General features: G+C 32.9%; 9 protein-coding genes. 8 read left to right on the forward strand and 1 reads right to left on the reverse strand.

Going from position 1 to position 18634, the window contains the following annotated elements:
- From JHL15_RS21120 to JHL15_RS21130, 3 genes are all read left to right on the forward strand, one after another.
- Positions 1-2061 (forward strand): RHS repeat-associated core domain-containing protein (locus tag JHL15_RS21120; protein WP_317193072.1); only part of this gene is annotated, 2061 nt, incomplete at its 5' end.
- A 14-nt stretch (positions 2062-2075) separates the two neighbouring features.
- Entirely contained in the window at positions 2076-2621 is a 546-nt protein-coding gene (locus JHL15_RS21125; RefSeq protein ID WP_200249242.1) for a hypothetical protein, read from the forward strand.
- A gap of 40 nt (positions 2622-2661) precedes the next feature.
- Positions 2662-2919 (forward strand): hypothetical protein, encoded by a 258-nt coding sequence (locus JHL15_RS21130; protein ID WP_200249244.1) that lies wholly within the window; start codon positions 2662-2664, stop codon positions 2917-2919.
- A 172-nt stretch (positions 2920-3091) separates the two neighbouring features.
- Here the strand turns inward: JHL15_RS21130 and JHL15_RS21135 are convergent, their stop codons facing one another.
- A complete protein-coding gene (locus JHL15_RS21135; RefSeq protein ID WP_200249246.1) occupies positions 3092-3286 on the reverse strand; it encodes a hypothetical protein in 195 nt (64 codons plus the stop codon).
- A 453-nt stretch (positions 3287-3739) separates the two neighbouring features.
- Between JHL15_RS21135 and JHL15_RS21140 the strand changes: the two genes are divergently transcribed.
- The 5 genes from JHL15_RS21140 to JHL15_RS21160 form a co-directional block, all read left to right on the forward strand.
- Positions 3740-5410, forward strand: coding sequence for a T9SS type A sorting domain-containing protein (locus tag JHL15_RS21140; RefSeq protein WP_200249248.1), 1671 nt, complete (start codon positions 3740-3742; stop codon positions 5408-5410).
- 10 nt (positions 5411-5420) lie between these two features.
- Positions 5421-8849, forward strand: a complete 3429-nt coding sequence (locus JHL15_RS21145) for an RHS repeat domain-containing protein (protein ID WP_200249250.1) — start codon at positions 5421-5423, stop codon at positions 8847-8849.
- 140 nt (positions 8850-8989) lie between these two features.
- Positions 8990-12406, forward strand: coding sequence for a hypothetical protein (locus tag JHL15_RS21150; protein WP_200249253.1), 3417 nt, complete (start codon positions 8990-8992; stop codon positions 12404-12406).
- Positions 12407-12480: 74 nt separating this feature from the next.
- Complete coding sequence (locus tag JHL15_RS21155) at positions 12481-15744, forward strand: hypothetical protein (protein ID WP_200249256.1); 3264 nt, start codon at positions 12481-12483, stop codon at positions 15742-15744.
- Between the two features lie 118 nt (positions 15745-15862).
- The coding region (locus JHL15_RS21160) for a hypothetical protein (RefSeq protein WP_200249259.1) at positions 15863-18634 on the forward strand (2772 nt) is incomplete at its 3' end.

The raw sequence follows: 18634 nt of genomic DNA on the forward strand, positions 1-18634 counted from the left end.
ATTGTTTTTACCCAACATAAAAGACTTGCTACTGATCCTGAGAAAAGGATAACTGAGAATTTTGGGTATGACGCTCAAAACAGGCTGCTGACTCATACCCATCAGATAGACAATAATCCTGTAGAAATCTTAGCGCAGAACAAATACAATGAACTTTCGCAGTTAGAATGGAAAAAGGTTGGGGGAACTAGTGCAGCAATTCCATTACAACAGGTAGATTATAAATACAACATCAGAGGCTGGATGACCCAGATCAATGATCCATCTACTTTAGGAAGTGATTTGTTTGGATATAAGATCAATTATAATCAGGTTGAAGGACTGGAAACTCCAGATGCTTTAGATGCAAGCTTGAAAGTAAAAGCTAAATACAATGGGAATATTGCTGAAGTATCCTGGAAAACCTTAACCGCAACAAATGAACCTCTACGAAGATACGGGTATGTATATGATTCTCTTAATAGACTTACTGCAGGGTTTTATCAAGGTAGTAACCCATCCGCAAAAGAATACTTTGAAAAGATAGAATATGATCTTAATGGGAATATTTCCAGATTGAAAAGATCTGAGGGGATGCCCGCTGGAGGTACTATAGCTGGAATGATTGATAATCTTAAATATGATTACCTGGGAAATAGGCTGACCAAGGTTACTGATGAACAACAGAATCCATCAGGTTATCCTTATAATGTAACTCCAAATGCCATAGGTTATGATTTAAATGGAAACATGACAAGCCAGCTTGATAAAGGTATTCAAAATATAAACTATAACTTTCTAAATTTACCCAATACTATAAAAGTTTCTACTGGTGGAAAACTTTTCAAAACAACCAATTATATTTATAGAGCAGACGGTACTAAACTTAGAAAAAATTATATATCTGGATTATCAAATTCTCAAACAGATTATTTAGATGGATTTCAATATCTTTTCAATGATTCTGGGTTTGGTTGTGTAGACTGCCCTCTTCCAACAGTTGAACTGCAATTTGTTCCTACAGCAGAAGGCTATTATGATTTTGTAAAAAATAAGTACATTTACAATTATACAGATCATTTAGGAAATGTAAGGTTGAGCTATCAGAAGGCAGCATTAAAACCAGAGATTATTGAGGAAAACAATTACTATCCTTTTGGATTGAAGCATGAAGGATATAATGGTTTGGCTGGAAATCCTGCTTATCAATATAAATACAATGGCAAGGAATTACAGACAGAAACCGGAATGTATGATTATGGAGCGAGAATGTATATGCCGGATTTAGGTAGATGGGGTGTCGTGGATCCTTTAGCTGAAACTTCGAGACGTTGGTCTCCATATGCTTACGCTTATAATAATCCAATTAGATTTATAGATCCAGATGGGATGCAAGCAGAGGATAAAATCAAGATTTTTAATAATGGTAATATAGAAAGGACAAAAGACAATAATGCTTATGATACTGTTACCAATGAAGATGAATCTAAGTCTATACAAGTAGCCCGCACCAATGTGACAGAATCAAACCCTACAGGAGACTCACAAATAGGAGAGCTAAAAAATCAAAAAATCGAAATTGCAGGAACAGGATCTAATTTTGGTTATTTTCAAGTCAATGATTATGAGACAGCGACACAAGTTTTTGAATTTATAGCTGATAATACCTCTGTAGAATTTGGGCAGGATAGATTTGATTTCTCTGATGGTTTTTCTACAAATGTAATAAGTACAAACTATGATCCTACTAAACATGCAAGTGCCGCTGATGTATTAGCAAATAATAATCTGAGTATGGGTTCTGGCACAACGCATATAACAAAAGATGGTATATATTCTGAAGCCGTTCACTCACATCCTGGATTTGAATATAATCCATCTGGTTTTAGTGAAGGAAATTGGAACAAGGGAAATCCAACATTTGGTACGGCATATAAAGATGCTGGAGATAAGGGACGTTCAAAAAGTAATAATGCAATATCTAAGTATGTGTATAATGCATGGCTAAAAAATAATGGGGCAAATGGGGGTTATGTGAAATATGATTACAACCAGGCAGTATATACAGGAAAGAAAAAATAATTTAACTTAAATCTATGAAAAAAATACTTTTAATCATTCTTATTTTCTTTTTTACATTTAATAAAAGTGCTATTAAGAAGCAAGATTTGCATAATATTATCAAAGGATATATAGAATATATTTCTAAAAAAAGAAAAGTTGATAATAAGAATGAAATATTAGCAGTAACTTTTCACGATCAAATAAAAGAGAAAGGTGAATATTCAATTGATGTTGCTTTTTTTAAACCTGAATTTATGGAAGGTATTCAATATAAGAATGTTTATATATTTGAAGGGTATAAACTTATATTACCTGATAATGAATGTAAAAGCATAGAAAAAATGTTTAAAAAAGTAACATATGAAAATTTCAATCAAAAGAAAACAATGATTAATGATGATTTTGAAAATTGGCATATTGTTTTAAATAAAAAAGATGAAATAACTTTTTTATCACCTGTTCCAATTTCAGGATGCATGAAATCAATTTTAATGAATAAAAAATTAAAATTCTCGAATTCATACGAAGATATTACATTTTCTAATCCTTCCCCTGATTGTATACAACATACACATTAATGTACAGTTATAAACAAAGCCCTCGTATTTTGCGAGGGTTTTGTATTATGATGAATGGGAGAAGCTGGCTAAAGCTTTAGACGTTCCTGTGGAAAATATCAAAGAAGAAAAACCTTCCAGTATTGTTCAGAATAATGATAATCTAACGTTCAATGATAACTCCAGAAACTATAACTATTATTGTAGTATTCCCAATCATATTTTAGATAACCTGAATGATTATATTGCATTGCTGAAAAAGCAGAATGAAGCTTTAGAAGAAGAAAATAAGAAGCTAAAGCCCAATAAAAGAAATTAAACACTGTCATCTTACAGCCTGAAGATATTCTGAAATAAAAAAATATGGCTGAGCAAATAGGCAGTATTTTTAGTTTTTATGCAGTCCTGATGAAAGAGGTGAATTACTTTTTTATTATAGCGAAGCTACATTTTTATTAAAGAAATCCTTAAACTTTTTAGTAGTAAGCATTTTATACCCCCACGCTGGCGAGAGTGTCACGCTCGTTTCCGAATAAAGAATAACAATCTATAAATAGATCAGAGAAAGTATACTTTCTCTGATTTTTATTAGTTGCGTCTTTGGAATTACCTAATACTATTTCTTTATAGTTAAAGAACATTAGAAAGAGATGATCTTTGTTTCTTTTGACGATTATTCTTCTCATTCTTAATAAATGGCATTTTATTATATTTAGTTTATGAGTCGCAAATATAAGTTTGGATAGAATTTGGAGCTTAAAACTCGACAGATTTCACGATCTATTCTGTGGAAGGAAGATTGATCAAAACAGGAATTTATCAACCTAATAAATCGATTAATATTGCTGAATTAATTCTGGAGTTTATGTGTTTAAAATAAAAAAAAGGAATATTAAGTTTGTGAAAGAGTAAAATTTTCCTAAAAATATACAAATAGTTGGCCCTCAATAATATCATGTTATTGAGAGCTATCTTTTTATTTAGATACTCAAACTATTTATTTAAAGTGACAAGTTTTGTCGTATTAGCAATGTAACTTTGTAAAAATGAAGAGATCGGATCTCTTTAATAAATCTTTTTACTGTGATCTAAAAAGATTATTTTTGCAAAAAAAATATAACAACATTTAAACATAAAGGATGAAAAAACTCTACATAAGTGTATTTTCGATATGCACAATTCTGAGCCTTTCAGCTCAGGAAGTGGTTTGGCAAAAAGATATCAAATCCAATACTCAGGATTTTCTAAGCCAAGTGACAACGACAATCGATCAGCAATATTTGATTACAGGAAGTGCTATACAAGCTGGAGGTCAGAAGCTGGATGCTGGCAGTAATGCTAAGCAAAATAACGGATATGATTTTCATTTGGTGAAGTTGAATCAACAAGGTGATCAGGTTTGGGAGAAATATTTTGCGGGACAAAACCATGATTATCTTTCTTCTACAGTTGCTACTCAGGAAGGAGGATTTCTATTAGCAGGGACTTCGTACTCAGGAAAAGGTCTTGATAAAAAAGATGATTCCAAAGGAGGATCCGATATTTGGCTAATCAGAATCAATGAATTTGGAGATGAATTATGGCAAAAAACGTTAGGAACTTCTGCTGATGAGGAGGCTAGGGCTGTTATTCAAACTACAGACTTAGGATTTTTTGTAGCAGGGAATGTGCAAAGTTCTCTTCGAGGGCCTCAGGGAACTTCAACACAAAAGACACCAACGATATCTGGTTATGGTTCAAAAGATATTTTGACCACCAAACTCGATAAAAACGGAAAAGAAATATCACAACTTATTTTAGGGGGAAGAGGATTAGACGAAGTAGAGAAAATGATTCCAACGAAAGATGGTGGAGCTTTATTAGGGATCTATTCCAGGAGTTCCGAGTTTCAAGTTTCGGGTTCTGAGAATCAAAACTCAACCACAGGAACCTCGAATCCCGCATCTCGTTACCCAAAAACTACTAACAATGAAGGCGAAGGCGACTACTGGATCGTAAAACTTTCTAAAGATGGGAAAGTAGAATGGGAAAAGAACTTTGGAGGAAGAGGTGATGATCATCTAAGAACTCTAGCTGTAACATCTTCTGGATATCTCATTGGTGGAGAGTCAAGATCTGAGAGATCAGGAAACAAAACTGTTGGGATTGAAGAAGGAACTGATCTTTGGTTAATCTCCTTAAATGAAAGAGGTGATGAGCAGTGGCAAAAATCTTACAACTTTAAGAACAGGGATATTTTGATGGGAATAAGTGTGATACAGAGCCAAGATACAAGAGCCAAGAACCAAGAGGTTACCAAAGGAATATTGCTGGGTGGATATACTCAGGCAGAAGGAAGAATAGAAACAGATGATGAAACATTCTGGATGTTATATCTGAATCAGGATGGTAATGAACAGTGGAGAAAATATGTAAAAGGAGAATCCAGAAAAAGAGAAGAGAGATTGTCTGATATCAAACTCAACAGAGATGGTTCTATCATTTTAGCAGGAACCAGCGCAGAAGAGCTTGGAAAAGAGAATTGGAAGATTATTAAACTGGGAGATAAACAACTTGATCAGTTGATCGAAAAGCAAGATATTAAGATCTATCCGAATCCTGTATCTGACTATGCTTATGTCGAAATAGGGTTTGATTTCAAAGAAGCTGATATTACTATGTATGATATGGGAGGAAGACAGCTACAGACTTTGAAAACAAAGAATAAAGTAACGAAAATAAATACTCAGTCTTTAATTCAGGGAGCTTATCTGGTGGTGATTAAAACTGATACGAATAAAACGGCTAATGCTAAATTGATTAAGAAATAAAGCTAATTCCATGAAGAAAAATAAAATAGCTGTAATTTTATTATTAGCTTCTTTAAACAATGTTTTATATGCTCAGGCAGGTAATAACTTTAATAAAGATGTTGATAACATTAATAAAATGTTTCCTGCAGCTCCTACTTCAAATAACCTAATGAAGTTTGAAGAGGTACCTGTAAGTTACTATACAGGAATTCCTGATATCAGTATCCCACTTTTTAATATTCCTACAAGTAGTCCGAGCATTAATTTAAATGTCCAGTTAAAATACCATCCTTTAAGTGCCAAGCCGGACGATAAAGCGGGAGAGGTAGGTCTTGGCTGGAATTTATTAGCGGGAGGTACAATAACAAGAACCGTAAGAGGTGGTGGACCTGATGAAAGAACTTCTTCTACAACAAATTCCTCTCCTCCTCGTGTTAAATACGGGATGTATATGCATGGGAGCAATCCTACTTACCAATTAGTGTTTGATCAGAATGCGAATTGGGATTTTACAGAATATGGCTTTTATGCTGGAATTGGTAAATATGATACTGAATATGATCTGTACCAATACAATTTTATGGGGCAGACAGGACGATTTATTATAAAAAAAGACCCTAATGGAAATTTTATTGTAGAAAAGCTGGATCGTAATAATTTAAAGATTAATAGTATTTTATCTGCAGGCAGTGATAATATTGAAAGCATTGTCATTACAGATGATAAAGGGATTAAGTATATGTTTAAAGGGATGGAAAGTTCACTGAGAAACATCTCTACAGTAAAAATAGGGCTTGTAGATCATGTTGGCAATGTATCAGGAAATATTTCCGGGGGAGCTTATTTTACTTCTTATCATCTTGATCAGGTAAAGGATATTAATGATAATGTGGTGCTTTCCTTTAAATATGATCAGCCATCACTGGTAAAATATGATGACCCAGTGAATACCACAATAAGAATGCCTGGGGAGGTAATATATACCAATACAATCGGAGGAAGCCCGGATGGAGCACTTCCCGGACAGGAAGAAAGACAAACAGTAACCAATACTGCACAGACAAAACTACTTACCAATATAACCATTGCTGGTAAAGGAAGTATTAATTTCACTTATGAAAAAGGCAGAAGTGATTCTAATTATCTTAATTCTGTAGATCTGTATAAATTAAAATCTGTTCAATCAAATATTACGGGGCAAGGAATAGACCAATATGTTGATAAATATTCTTTTGATTATGATTATTCCAATTCAACATTGATGTCCCCTGAAGGTTTGTCTCAAAATTTAAAAAAACTATTATTAAAAAAAATAACTAAATCAAGTGATGGAAATCAAAATGAGCACATTATCAACTATTATAATATCAGTGGACTATTAAAAAAAGATAAGTGGGGATATTATTCCGGTGATGGAATACAAGCTATTAGCCAGGATGTTATCAAATCTATTAGTTATCCTACCAAAGGTTTGGTTAATTTTAATTTTGATGAAAATGTCTACAGTTATTTTGCAGGAAAGTCTATTCCAATGGAGGAAGTGACTGGAGAGTGGGAGATCCAGAATAAAGACTTTAATTTAACTGGGCTTGATTCTTTCAGTACAACAGCCAAAGCTGAGTTTTTCACCTTGCTTTCACCCCAGAAAGTAAAGCTTTACCTAGGTTTTGGAAATTTAGTATATTCAAACTGGAATTTTAAGATATATAAAAAGCTTAGTAATGGTACATTTACTGAGGTGTATTCTACCGGGTTGGGAGCTCAAATGTGTGATCAACCTAGTGGAGGCTCTTTTTGCCCGGTAACAGGAGTGGGTCCGGATGGAACAGTTTTGTCAGAAAGAGAAGATGAAATAAATACTTTACAACCAGGTACTTATTATGCTTCCCTTTCAGGTTCTTATGGTCCAACGCATAAGCCTGTTACATATGCTTTTAGTGCGTATAGTAAGGAATCTTATTTTAAAAGTTATGTAACCAAAAAAGGAGGTGGACTCAGAATTAATAATATCCAATATTTTGATACCCCAATTTCAAATGTACCCGCCAAGGAATATGTATACGACTATAAGGATATAGACAATCCTCAAAAAAGTAGTGGTGCCCTTGTCTTCCCGGAACCGATTTTTAAATATACCGAACATATTAATTATAATAATGTAATAACTATAAATGCGCAGGCTCACTATGAATGTATATCGGATACCACCACAAATTTTAATGTTATACCTTCGGAAAAGACTCAAGGATCAGATGTTGGTTATAAATATGTGACAGTAAAGCAGATTGCCAAGGACGCTAACAATATTACTACTGACAAGGGTAAAACTATCTACAAATTCAGATCACCAATAGATTTTCCTAATCCTGATGTTTTGTCTTCTGAAATGCCTATACTTCCCATTACCAATCATGATTATCTGAGAGGACAAATGGTTTTTGAGAAAAAATATGATGCTGGAGGGAAAATTCTTTCGGAAGTTAATAATGAATATACTACGCTTGTTTTTGAGAAATTAGAAGGAGTAAAGGTTAAGGATAACTTTTATAATAACATTAATCCAGCTTATTATAATTTCACTTATTATGACGCTTTTAAAGGCTTATTTCCCAATGTAGTTTTATCAAGCCCTTATAAGTATTATAGTGAGTATGGTATTACTTTACCTAGTGAAAGGCGTGAACTTTCCTATTTTTATAATAATGGAGTTCAAAATTCAACGGTTTCGTTAACAAAAACGACTTATAATCAAGAAGATTATCCTTTAAATGTTACTCAAATAATTCCGGATGGAGCTGTATCAGTTTCGAATTATCAATATGCTCATGAGAAAAACAATCAAAAGCTTATTACAGCCAATATGATTGGAACTCCTTTAGAAACAACTGTAGTAGAAAAGCCAAATGAAACCTCTATAGGAAAAACAGTTTCAAGATCAGAAACAAAATATGATGATCATACTCATTTGTTTCCAACTTCAGTAGTGTCATATGATATACAAAACAATACTTTGTCTACTGAGGTTACATATAATAAATATGATGCTAAAGGAAATATATTGCAATATACTACAAAAGATGGAATTCCAACATCTATTGTGTGGGGATATAATAGCACTCAGCCTATAGCCAAAGTACAGGGGGCTACTTATGATCAATTGGTGAATTTAGGACTTATTACCGCGATAGTGAACGCTTCAGATCAGGATGCGGCTAATCCAGCTAATGAACCGGCACTAATAACAGCACTGGATACCTTCAGAAAGAACTCAGGTTTGTCTTCTTGCCAGATTACTACCTACACTTACGATCCATTAATTGGAGTTACGAGTATTACTCCACCTTCAGGAATCAGAGAAGTGTATATCTATGACACTGCCAACCGATTGAAAGAAATAAGACAGGATTCTAAAACCGGAAATCTGGTAAAAGAGTTTAAATATAATTATAAACCATAGTTATAAAGTGTAGACACTAGTAGATATTCTTAAAATTTCAACACATGAATGTATTGATCTAAATAGATTACTTAATGATGATAGAAGCAGATATAAATAAAACAGCTAATGTTAAATTGATAAATAATAAAAATTTATTAATGAAAAGATTAATTATACTACTTATTATTTGGCCATTTCTAAATATTTATGGACAAAAGATGGATCATATCCAAAATATAACTCCACAACCTCCAGAAGTAAATGCTATCCTAAAATCGTTCGAAACCCCTGTTTCATTATATACAGGAACTCCCGATATTTCTGTGCCCATCTATAGCATTAAGGAAGGAGATATTAATTTTGATCTAAAATTATCATATAATAGTACAGGTATTACCGTAGGAGAAAGAGCTTCATGGGTTGGTTTAGGCTGGAATTTATCTGTTCCGACTCTTGTAAGGAATGTAAGACAGGTTCCTGATGATTTTCCTAACGGTTTCTTTTATGAAACAAATTATACGGTTAAGAATGTTTACAATATAACAAGTGCAGTGGGACCAGATGTGCCTATGGGGCAATTATCTCAAGTATGTCCTCAATGTGTTACTATAAATAGTTTAAGTGCTGACGGACAATTGGATTTAGAATCAGATGATTATAGAATAACACTTCCCGATGGAAAAAGTATCTCTTTTATGGTCAATCAGGAAAGAGATGGGGAGCATCCTATTGGTCACATCGTACAGTTTCCTGATTCGGATTATAAAATTGATTATATTACTTCTTCAGGAAATTGGGAAATTACTAATCCTCAGGGATATAAGTATATATATATTATGGGAAATAGAATAATTTCGCAACAAACTTATACTATTGGTGGGAATTCTATAGGAGTTGAAAATCCTGTAAAAACACAACCTTACAGAAATACTTGGGCTTTGTCAAAAATTATAAGTCCTAGTAATCGTGTTTTGAATTTTGAATATGATCCTGTACTTTATGAAGATTGTGATTTAGTTAATCAAACCAAAACAGTTGCTTATGACGAAATGGCATTTCCCAATGATGCGAGAAATATGGTATTTACAAATTATTCTAAAACAAAAGGAAATAATTTATTTATAAGTCGTATTTGGGGTGATTTTGGAGAAGTTATTTTTAATAAAGATGGACGTTTGGATTATACAACCTATGGCAAAAAGCTTAATTCAATTGAAATTAAGAATAAATATGGTTTAGTGAATAAAATTGCCTTTGATTTTGATTATATGACAAGTATATCCCCTGGATCAAAGCTTACCTGCAATAGGCTTGAAAATGACAATGATATTTCTAAAAGATTAATACTAAAGAAAATCAGATTTAATGCTGATGAACAAAAGCCTCTTTCTTACCAATTTAATTATAATAACCAGGCTTTACCCAATAGGTTGTCGTATGCCAGAGACTGGTGGGGGTATTACAACGGACAGGACAATAATTTGGGATTAACCCCAAGTATTGATGTCGTTATGGCAGAGGAAAATGATAGAAATGTAAAGCCAGCTTTTACAAAAGCCGGGATTTTAGAAGAAATTATTTATCCTACGGGAGGTAAAACAAAATTTCTATTTGAAAGCAACAGAGGAATTTTTCACGATTATAATAATACTGCGGCACAGAAAATCCATGATATTATTCCTTTTGCCATTAGAAATCACTTCTTTTCAACTAATGAAAATACTACACCTATGCTTAATAAGGTGTATCAATTTCCTTTACCGGTTAATGGAAATGAAGCTACCTTTACAGGAGCTCAGCGTATTGAAATATTCACAAATACGAACCAATGTATTTATCCGGATGATTCACTGCCTTTAAGTAATAGTTGTTCTATTTTTTATACTGTTATAGACAGTAATAATGAAATAGTAGTTCCTAAATCTTTATTGCGAAATCAAGTTTCAAGAATATTGGAAATCCCTAGAGCCAAACTCATTAGCGGATTAAAATTGAAGGTCGAATTATATGCTGGAAAAAACTTACCTGGTTCTCAGGTTTTCGATTATAATCAGCATGAGGCTAATATTAGTTTCAGTTATAAAGCAATAGATACGACTATGGCGAAAGTCACTCCGCATGGTACTGAGGTTCCGTTTGGAGGATTGAGAATCAAGAGGATTGAGAATTTTGAAAATATAACTAATCCGATTATAAAGGAATATGATTATAGGTATGAAGGTATTGAGACTGGATTATCTTTATTTGAATTAGATTTTCTTCAAACAACACCTGGAAGATTATTTGTAACCTCACAAAGTAAATTTCCAATGCAAACAGGAAATGGATCACTAATATCTTATACTAATGCAAAAGAATTGAGAATAAATCCACTTACTAATGAACGTAATAGTATTTCGCATGAGTTTGATAATAAGTATGTGTGGGGAAGTTATGTTGGATCTTGCTTTTTTAACGCAGGTGTAGGTGTAGGGGGAGCTTTGAATTCAAGTTCTGTACCTTGTTATGAAAGTCCACTAAATGGAAAATCTATTCTTCTAAATTACTCAGATAAACAAAAAGAATCATATGAATATCAAAATGTTTTAATGGCAGGTAAAAATTTGAATAACGTGTATGGTATGGACTATGACAGGGTAGTAAAACCTAATGATTTGAATTATATGATAACAGGACCTAATCAAGTATACTTACCAGCAGAGTTCTTTTACTATAATTTTAAAAACTTTGACGAACCTGATTATTTTAAAGAAGTTAAAGAAAATCTAAACGGGCAAGAAATTACGACTAAAAGCCAATACAGTAGCTTAAGCTCTAATCATCACCAGATGACCAAACTGACCACAACTTCTCCGGATGGAACAGTTAATGAAACAAACTATAGTTATGCTCACGAAAAAGGGAATCAGCTGATGATCACTAAAAATATGGTAGGTATCCCAATCGAAACAAACACTACTCAAACTATGGGAACTACCACGAAAATGCTAGATAGGATTGAAACTGTTTATCCTATTTCGCTACCAACGACCCAAACAGGAAATCTACTTTTACCATTATCTATAAATTCTTACAATGTAAAAGATTTAAATACAAATGTAAGTACACCAGCATTTAGTGTCGATATTCTTTATGATAAGTATGATGCTAAAGGGAATATCCAACAATACACGACAAAGGATGGAATATCAACTACAGTTATCTGGGGGTATAATAATACCCAACCAATTGCTAAAGTAATAGGAGCGAAACTTTCAGATATCCCACCGTCTTTAATAACCAGTATCGTGAATGCATCTAATGATGACAATACGCCTCCTCAAGGGACAACTCCAGAGCAAGCAGAACAGAGTTTAATCTTGGCCTTAGATAATTTCAGAAAGAACTCAGGTTTGTCTTCTTATCAGATCTCCACTTATACCTATGATCCACTAATTGGTGTTACGAGTATTACTCCACCTTCAGGAATCAGAGAGGTTTATATCTACGACACAGCCAACAGATTAAAAGAAATAAGACAAGATTCTAAAACAGGTAATTTGGTAAAAGAATTCAAATATAATTATAAACAATAATTGTGTTCTCTACTAAATACTTTGTCAAAACTAAGAGAACTGTTGATAACTAAATTGATTAAGAAATAATAATGATGAAAAATAGGATTGCAGCTTTTTTTATAATAGCAACTCAATTTTATTTTGCACAACAGGCAGCCGATGTGCAGAACAATAAATTTAATTTAACAATAAAATCTCCAGATGCGAGTCAATTATCCAAACATATTGACGTACCAACTACTACACATACGGGTACTGTAGGAATTGATATTCCGATATACAATATCAAGGTTGATAATTATACCTTACCCATTTCTTTAAAATATCATGCATCAGGTGTAAAGGTAAAAGAAGTAGCATCAAAAGTAGGCCTTGGCTGGTCACTATCCATAGGAGGAATTTCACTTTCCAAGCAAATTATTAATATCGAAGATCGAGGATTTATTCCAGTAATTAATCAGGCGGATTGGTCATTTCAACCGAATGACAGAACTTCTTCAGATTATTCTCTTGCAAATCAAATAACAGGATTTAATGCTGCAGATCCATCCAATCCCTTTTCTGCATTAAAAAGAGATTCACAGCCTGATATTTTTTCTTATTCTATTCCAGGAAGTTCGGGCGATTTTCACCTTGATAGTTCAGGAAGACCTGTAAAAATTGGAGAAACAAGTGTGAAAATTGAGAAATCACCATTTGTATTAACTGATGATTCTGGTAATAAATACTACTTCTCAGGAGGTAACCAAACCAGAACAATAGGGGGGGCAGTTCCTTTACCAAGCGATATTGCTGTTACTGATTATGTAATTAATAAAATAGTACTTTCCAATGGAAAAGAAATAAGATTTGAATATTTATCTGCTGCTTATCAATATTTAAGTAGTTACTATAAGGGATTTAGATATCCATTATATTGCCAAACATCTATAGATGGAGTAACGGCTGATAATGAATACAGCGAGTATGCTTCTTTGACAGATGTCACTAGTGAAAGTTATTTAAGTAAAATTATCTATCCAGAAGGGTACACTCTTTTTACTTATAGTAACAACAGACAAGATATACTAGGGGGCCTCTCATTAGATAATATTACTGTTTATGATAATGGCAATAAATTAGTAGCTAACCAAGTACTTAATAAGGGCTATTTTACAACTACAGATATCAAAAATATTGGAGGATATGCTAACCATACCAATGCACTTACCAAAAGATTAAAGCTCACTGAAGTTAAAAATATGCTGGATAATTCTTCTTATAAGGTTACCTATTATGAAGATACTCCTCTTCCTAACAGGCTTTCGGATGCAACAGATTACGTAGGTTTTTATAATGGAGAAAATAATAATTTGGGAATTCCATATGTCGTATTTGGAGATAATGTTTATGGTTGGGGGGACAAAAAAAAGCCTAATATTATTTATGCAGTATCAGGAAGTTTAAAAGAGCTTATTTACCCTACGGGTGGGAAAATGAAACTTGAATATGAATTGGATGATTTCGATTCCAATACAACCAATTTTATAGAACCCATTGTAGCACAAAGAGAAGAAGTCATCATTTCAGGAGAATCCGAAAAAAGTTTTACCTTAAATACAAATGCGAACATTAATACTGTATCTTTTAAAGTAAATTTCAGCAGTAATTTAAATCCAGACAATGATGGTTCGAATACTTTACCTGGTGATAATACTGCTTATTTCATTGGTGAGATATTAGATAATACCAATACAGTTCTAAAAACATTCCTTCTTAATGGAGATTATGAATTTCTTTTAGATAAAAAGCCATCATATAAATTAAGAATGAGAAAGCATAAGAATCCTACGGTTGATAAATATGCTAATCTTTCTATAAGATGGAGAGAAATATCATATGCACCCACTGTCCGATATAATCAATCTGTTGGGGGGATCCGGGTAAATAAAATTATTAAACAAGAAGGTGCTGATAGTATTATTGAGGAGAGATTTTCATATAAATATGAAAACGGTATTTCAACAGGAGTATTTATGGGAGATCCTATTAATTACTACTATTTTGCTTCATCTCCTCATGGCTATCAGGGCGAAACGTGTAGAAGACTTGTTATCAGCAATTCTGGAAACTTTAATCTTTCAACCATAAATGGAAAACCTACTGTTTATAATAAGGTGATTACAGAAAGGGTAAATGTAAAAACCCCCAATGTTGCATGGAAAACGATTGATACCTATTATAACTCCTCTTCATCAAACTTTTATAATAACGAAAGTCCTTTTCAGAATTTTGTAAATAATCAATTTGCCAGGGGGCTTTTACTTACGAAAGAAGTGTTTGATTCCAGCAATAAATTGGTTAAAAAGATGGAGAACGAATACGTTGGTGATAATTATTTTAATCAAAAATCTAGTGATTATTTAAATCAGTTTCCTGCTGTAACGATAAGACCTTACCAATTAATTGTCACAAAAATTATACCTGAACGAATCCCCGGAACCAATGAATATCTCCACATCCCAGTTTTTGACTTTACTCGCTATGAAATTACATCATCTTGGATGAAGCTAAAATCTCAAAAAAACACAAGCTATCTTAATAATCAGGAAATTATAGAAACGACTAATTACCTTTACGATTCTGATCACAGACATCTTAACCCAACCATTCTAACGGCACTTTCTCCTGATCAATCTATCTCAGAGACTGTTTATCAATATGCTTACGAGAAGGGAAACCAAAAGTTGATTGATGCCAATATGATTGGAATTCCTTTAGAAACTAAAGTGATTCAAAAGCAAAATGCTAATGATGCAGGGAAGACTACTTCAAGATCCGAAACAAAGTATGATGACCCAGCTAATCTGTTTCCAACTTCAGTAGTGTCGTATGATATACAAAACAATAATGCATCTACTACAGAAGTCACCTACAATAAATACGATGTCAAAGGAAATATCTTACAATACACAACAAAGGATGGTATATCAACTACAGTTATCTGGGGGTATAATAATACGCAGCCAATTGCTAAAATAACAGGAGCAAAACTATCTGATATTACTCCATCTTTAATAACAAGTATTGTTAATGCATCTAATGATGATAATATTCCTCCTCAAGGTATGACTCCTGAGCAAACGGAGCAGAACTTAATCCTTGCCTTAGATACTTTTAGAAAAAATTCTGCTTTGAGTGGATATCAGATCACAACTTACTCTTACGATCCATTAATTGGAGTGACTAGTATTACTGCCCCTTCAGGAATCAGAGAAGTATATATTTATGATACTGTCAACCGATTAAAAGAAATAAGACAGGATTCTAAAACAGGTAATCTGGTAAAAGAATTCAAATACAATTATAAATTATAGTTATCTAGTAAAAGAATATTTATGAATTGTACAGATACTTTAATACGAAAATAATATGATCACAATAGTAATAAATAAGACAGCTGGGGTTCTAAGCTGATTAAGAAATAAACTAAGAATGAAAAGAAAAATTATAATTTTAGGAACATTGTTGTTTTTAAGCAATAATATTAATGCGCAGTATGTTCCAAAAATATTACCACCATCTCCAAATGCTATATCAATTGCAAAATTTGTAGAAAGCCCGGTTTCTTATTATAGAGGTTCAGCCAGTATTGGTATTCCGTTAATTAATATTGATACTGGAGATATTCCTTTAAATGTATCTATACAATATGATACCAAAGGGATTCGAGTTGGTGAAGTAGCTTCGTCGGTTGGGGCAGGTTGGAGTTTAAGTGCTGGAGGATTAATAACCAGACAGGTAAGGCAGCGTCCAGATGAATATACAAGAGGTTATCTGACGTATTCATATAATTCTACTTTTGAAGATAATGGGACCTTACGCCAACAATTAAATAATGAAAATGCAAGTTATGGAGATTCTGATACACCTGTTGATGAAGATCCTGATTTATTTTTCATCAATTTTTTAGGAAGGTCCGCAAAGTTTATCATTGATAATGTTACTAAAAAAGCAATTGTTCAAAGCTTTGATGATTGGAAAATTGATATAGATTATGAAGATGCGAGTGCAGGAAATTTTAGAATTAATAAGATAGTAATCATAGACGAATCAGGAAATAAATATTATTTTGGAAAAGATTCTACAGGAACCAGCTCTGCATATGATATAGTAACTTCTGTAAGTTCAGGAATAATCACAGATACTCCTAAAAATGAGGAAAATGGTTATAAAACAGCTTGGCATCTAAAAGAGGTTAAAACGCAAAAAGATACTTATACATTTAATTATACTTCTGAACAAGTTGTTACTTATTCAAAATCGGATCTAAATAAGGGTGATAATATGGGTTCTATTTCATTGAGCACAATAAGAACAACCCAACAAGTTCTTCAGGCTGTTTCTTTTCCTAAGGGAACAATAGAATTCATATTTAATCAGTCAGAGCGTGAAGATTTAAATGGAGGTAAAGCGCTTAATAATATTATATTAAAGGATAAAATAGGGACTCAAATAAAAAAGGTATCTTTTGTGCAAAACTATCGTTTAGGAAATGGGGATAACAATAATATTCATCCTGTAGCGCTTAGTAAAGATCAGAAATCTGATAAACGACTATTTTTAAATCAGATCAATGAAATAGGAAGAGATGAGAGTCTAATTTCTAGCTATAAGCTGGAATATAATCAAGGCGAACTTCCCAATCGACATTCCAACTCAATTGATTACTGGGGCTATTTTAATGGCAAGCCCAATAAAATGAACATTTTCACAGATGCTTCGGATAGAGATGTTTATGGAAATTTTGCTGAAGCAGGAATTTTAACTAAAATTATCTACCCTACAGGGGGAAGTGAGAATTTTTACTACGAAGATAATCAAGTTGTAGTTCCAAACTATTTTTCACTTTTTATGCTATCTAATCCTTCAAGAATTGTATATGATGAAAAATCAACAGCTGTTGCTAAGACTTCAAATATTTTTGTTTTAAATAGTGGAAGTTCAACACTTGGTAAATACATAAAAGAATTTGAAATTACCTCAATTTATGGAAATAAACTTTCTTTCAATGCTATGTTGGGAGTCGGATGTACATCTGTAGAAACTACAAATTGTAAAACAAAGGTAAGGCTTTATCGATTTAATGCTGCTACAGGTACTATATTAGCAACATATGTTATTACCCAAGGCAATAATGTTGATATTGTAAACCCACCTATTGAAAGTGGGAATTATCGTCTAGAAGTCTCCAATCCAAGTTTTACATTAAGTGATTCCGAAAATTTTGAAACCAATCCATTTTCAGTTGTAGTGCGCTGGAAAGAGCGAAAACCCAATGTTCCTATTAATAGTTTTATTGGAGGAGGGCGAAGAGTTTCAAGAATTGAAACTAACGAAAATGGGAAAATTACGAAAAGAAAATTTACTTATACTTTAGATGATGGAACGACTTCGGGGAAACTTTTGGGTATTCCAGATTATATGTGTGTAATAAAAAAATATGGTAATATTTCTTTAGTAGCAGGACAGTTGTCAAGCAGAATACAACCCATGTCAAGCTTTAATAATGCTGGGCAAGTGGGTTATTCTAAGGTAACCGAATCTTTTTTGTCAGCCGATGATTCCTTATTATGGAGTAAAAAATATATCTTTTCCAATTATCCGGATGGGGGAGAGTACTATAGATTTCCATACCATCTTCCTGATGATATGGATTGGGCTAGAGGCTTAAATCTTAAAACCATAAGCTATGATTCTGCTGGGAAAACGGTTGAGGTATTAGAAAATAAATATAATTTTTCTGGTGAAGAATTTTCTCCATACAGATTTTTTAAAAAATATGATGGTACAGTGGTTACAAATGCCCCATATACAGAGTTGATTTCAACACCTCCCAGTCAAGCTCCTTCTAGCTATATCATCTCTCATGCTATAAAAAGTGTCCCAATGTATAAATGGGGTAAATATCTTAATGATTCCACAGATTCTAATCCAGCAGGTTCTAGCGATATTTACAGAACCGCTTTTTTCTATAGTGGAATGATTAGAAACTACAAGAAAATAAAAACTGAATATAGTAATGGCTCGCCTACCCAAGTTACTAATATAGATGCTGTACAAGAGAGTACCATCCATCATCAAGTGACCAAGCAAACCACAACTTCTCCAGATGGAACAGTAAATGAAACAAATTATCAATATGCTCACGAAAAAGGAAATCAAAAGTTGATTGCCGCCAATATGATTGGAATTCCATTAGAAACT

It is taken from the genome of Chryseobacterium paridis (assembly GCF_016595215.1).
GTDB lineage: Bacteria > Bacteroidota > Bacteroidia > Flavobacteriales > Weeksellaceae > Chryseobacterium > Chryseobacterium paridis.

Excerpts from the sequence above, each read along its gene's own strand:
- JHL15_RS21125 (WP_200249242.1), top strand. The coding sequence starts at position 2,076 with ATGAAAAAAATACTTTTAATCATTCTTATTTTCTTTTTTACATTTAAT.
- JHL15_RS21135 (WP_200249246.1), bottom strand. The coding sequence starts at position 3,286 with ATGAGAAGAATAATCGTCAAAAGAAACAAAGATCATCTCTTTCTAATG.
- JHL15_RS21140 (WP_200249248.1), top strand. The coding sequence starts at position 3,740 with ATGAAAAAACTCTACATAAGTGTATTTTCGATATGCACAATTCTGAGC.
- JHL15_RS21145 (WP_200249250.1), top strand. The coding sequence starts at position 5,421 with ATGAAGAAAAATAAAATAGCTGTAATTTTATTATTAGCTTCTTTAAAC.
- JHL15_RS21150 (WP_200249253.1), top strand. The coding sequence starts at position 8,990 with ATGAAAAGATTAATTATACTACTTATTATTTGGCCATTTCTAAATATT.
- JHL15_RS21155 (WP_200249256.1), top strand. The coding sequence starts at position 12,481 with ATGAAAAATAGGATTGCAGCTTTTTTTATAATAGCAACTCAATTTTAT.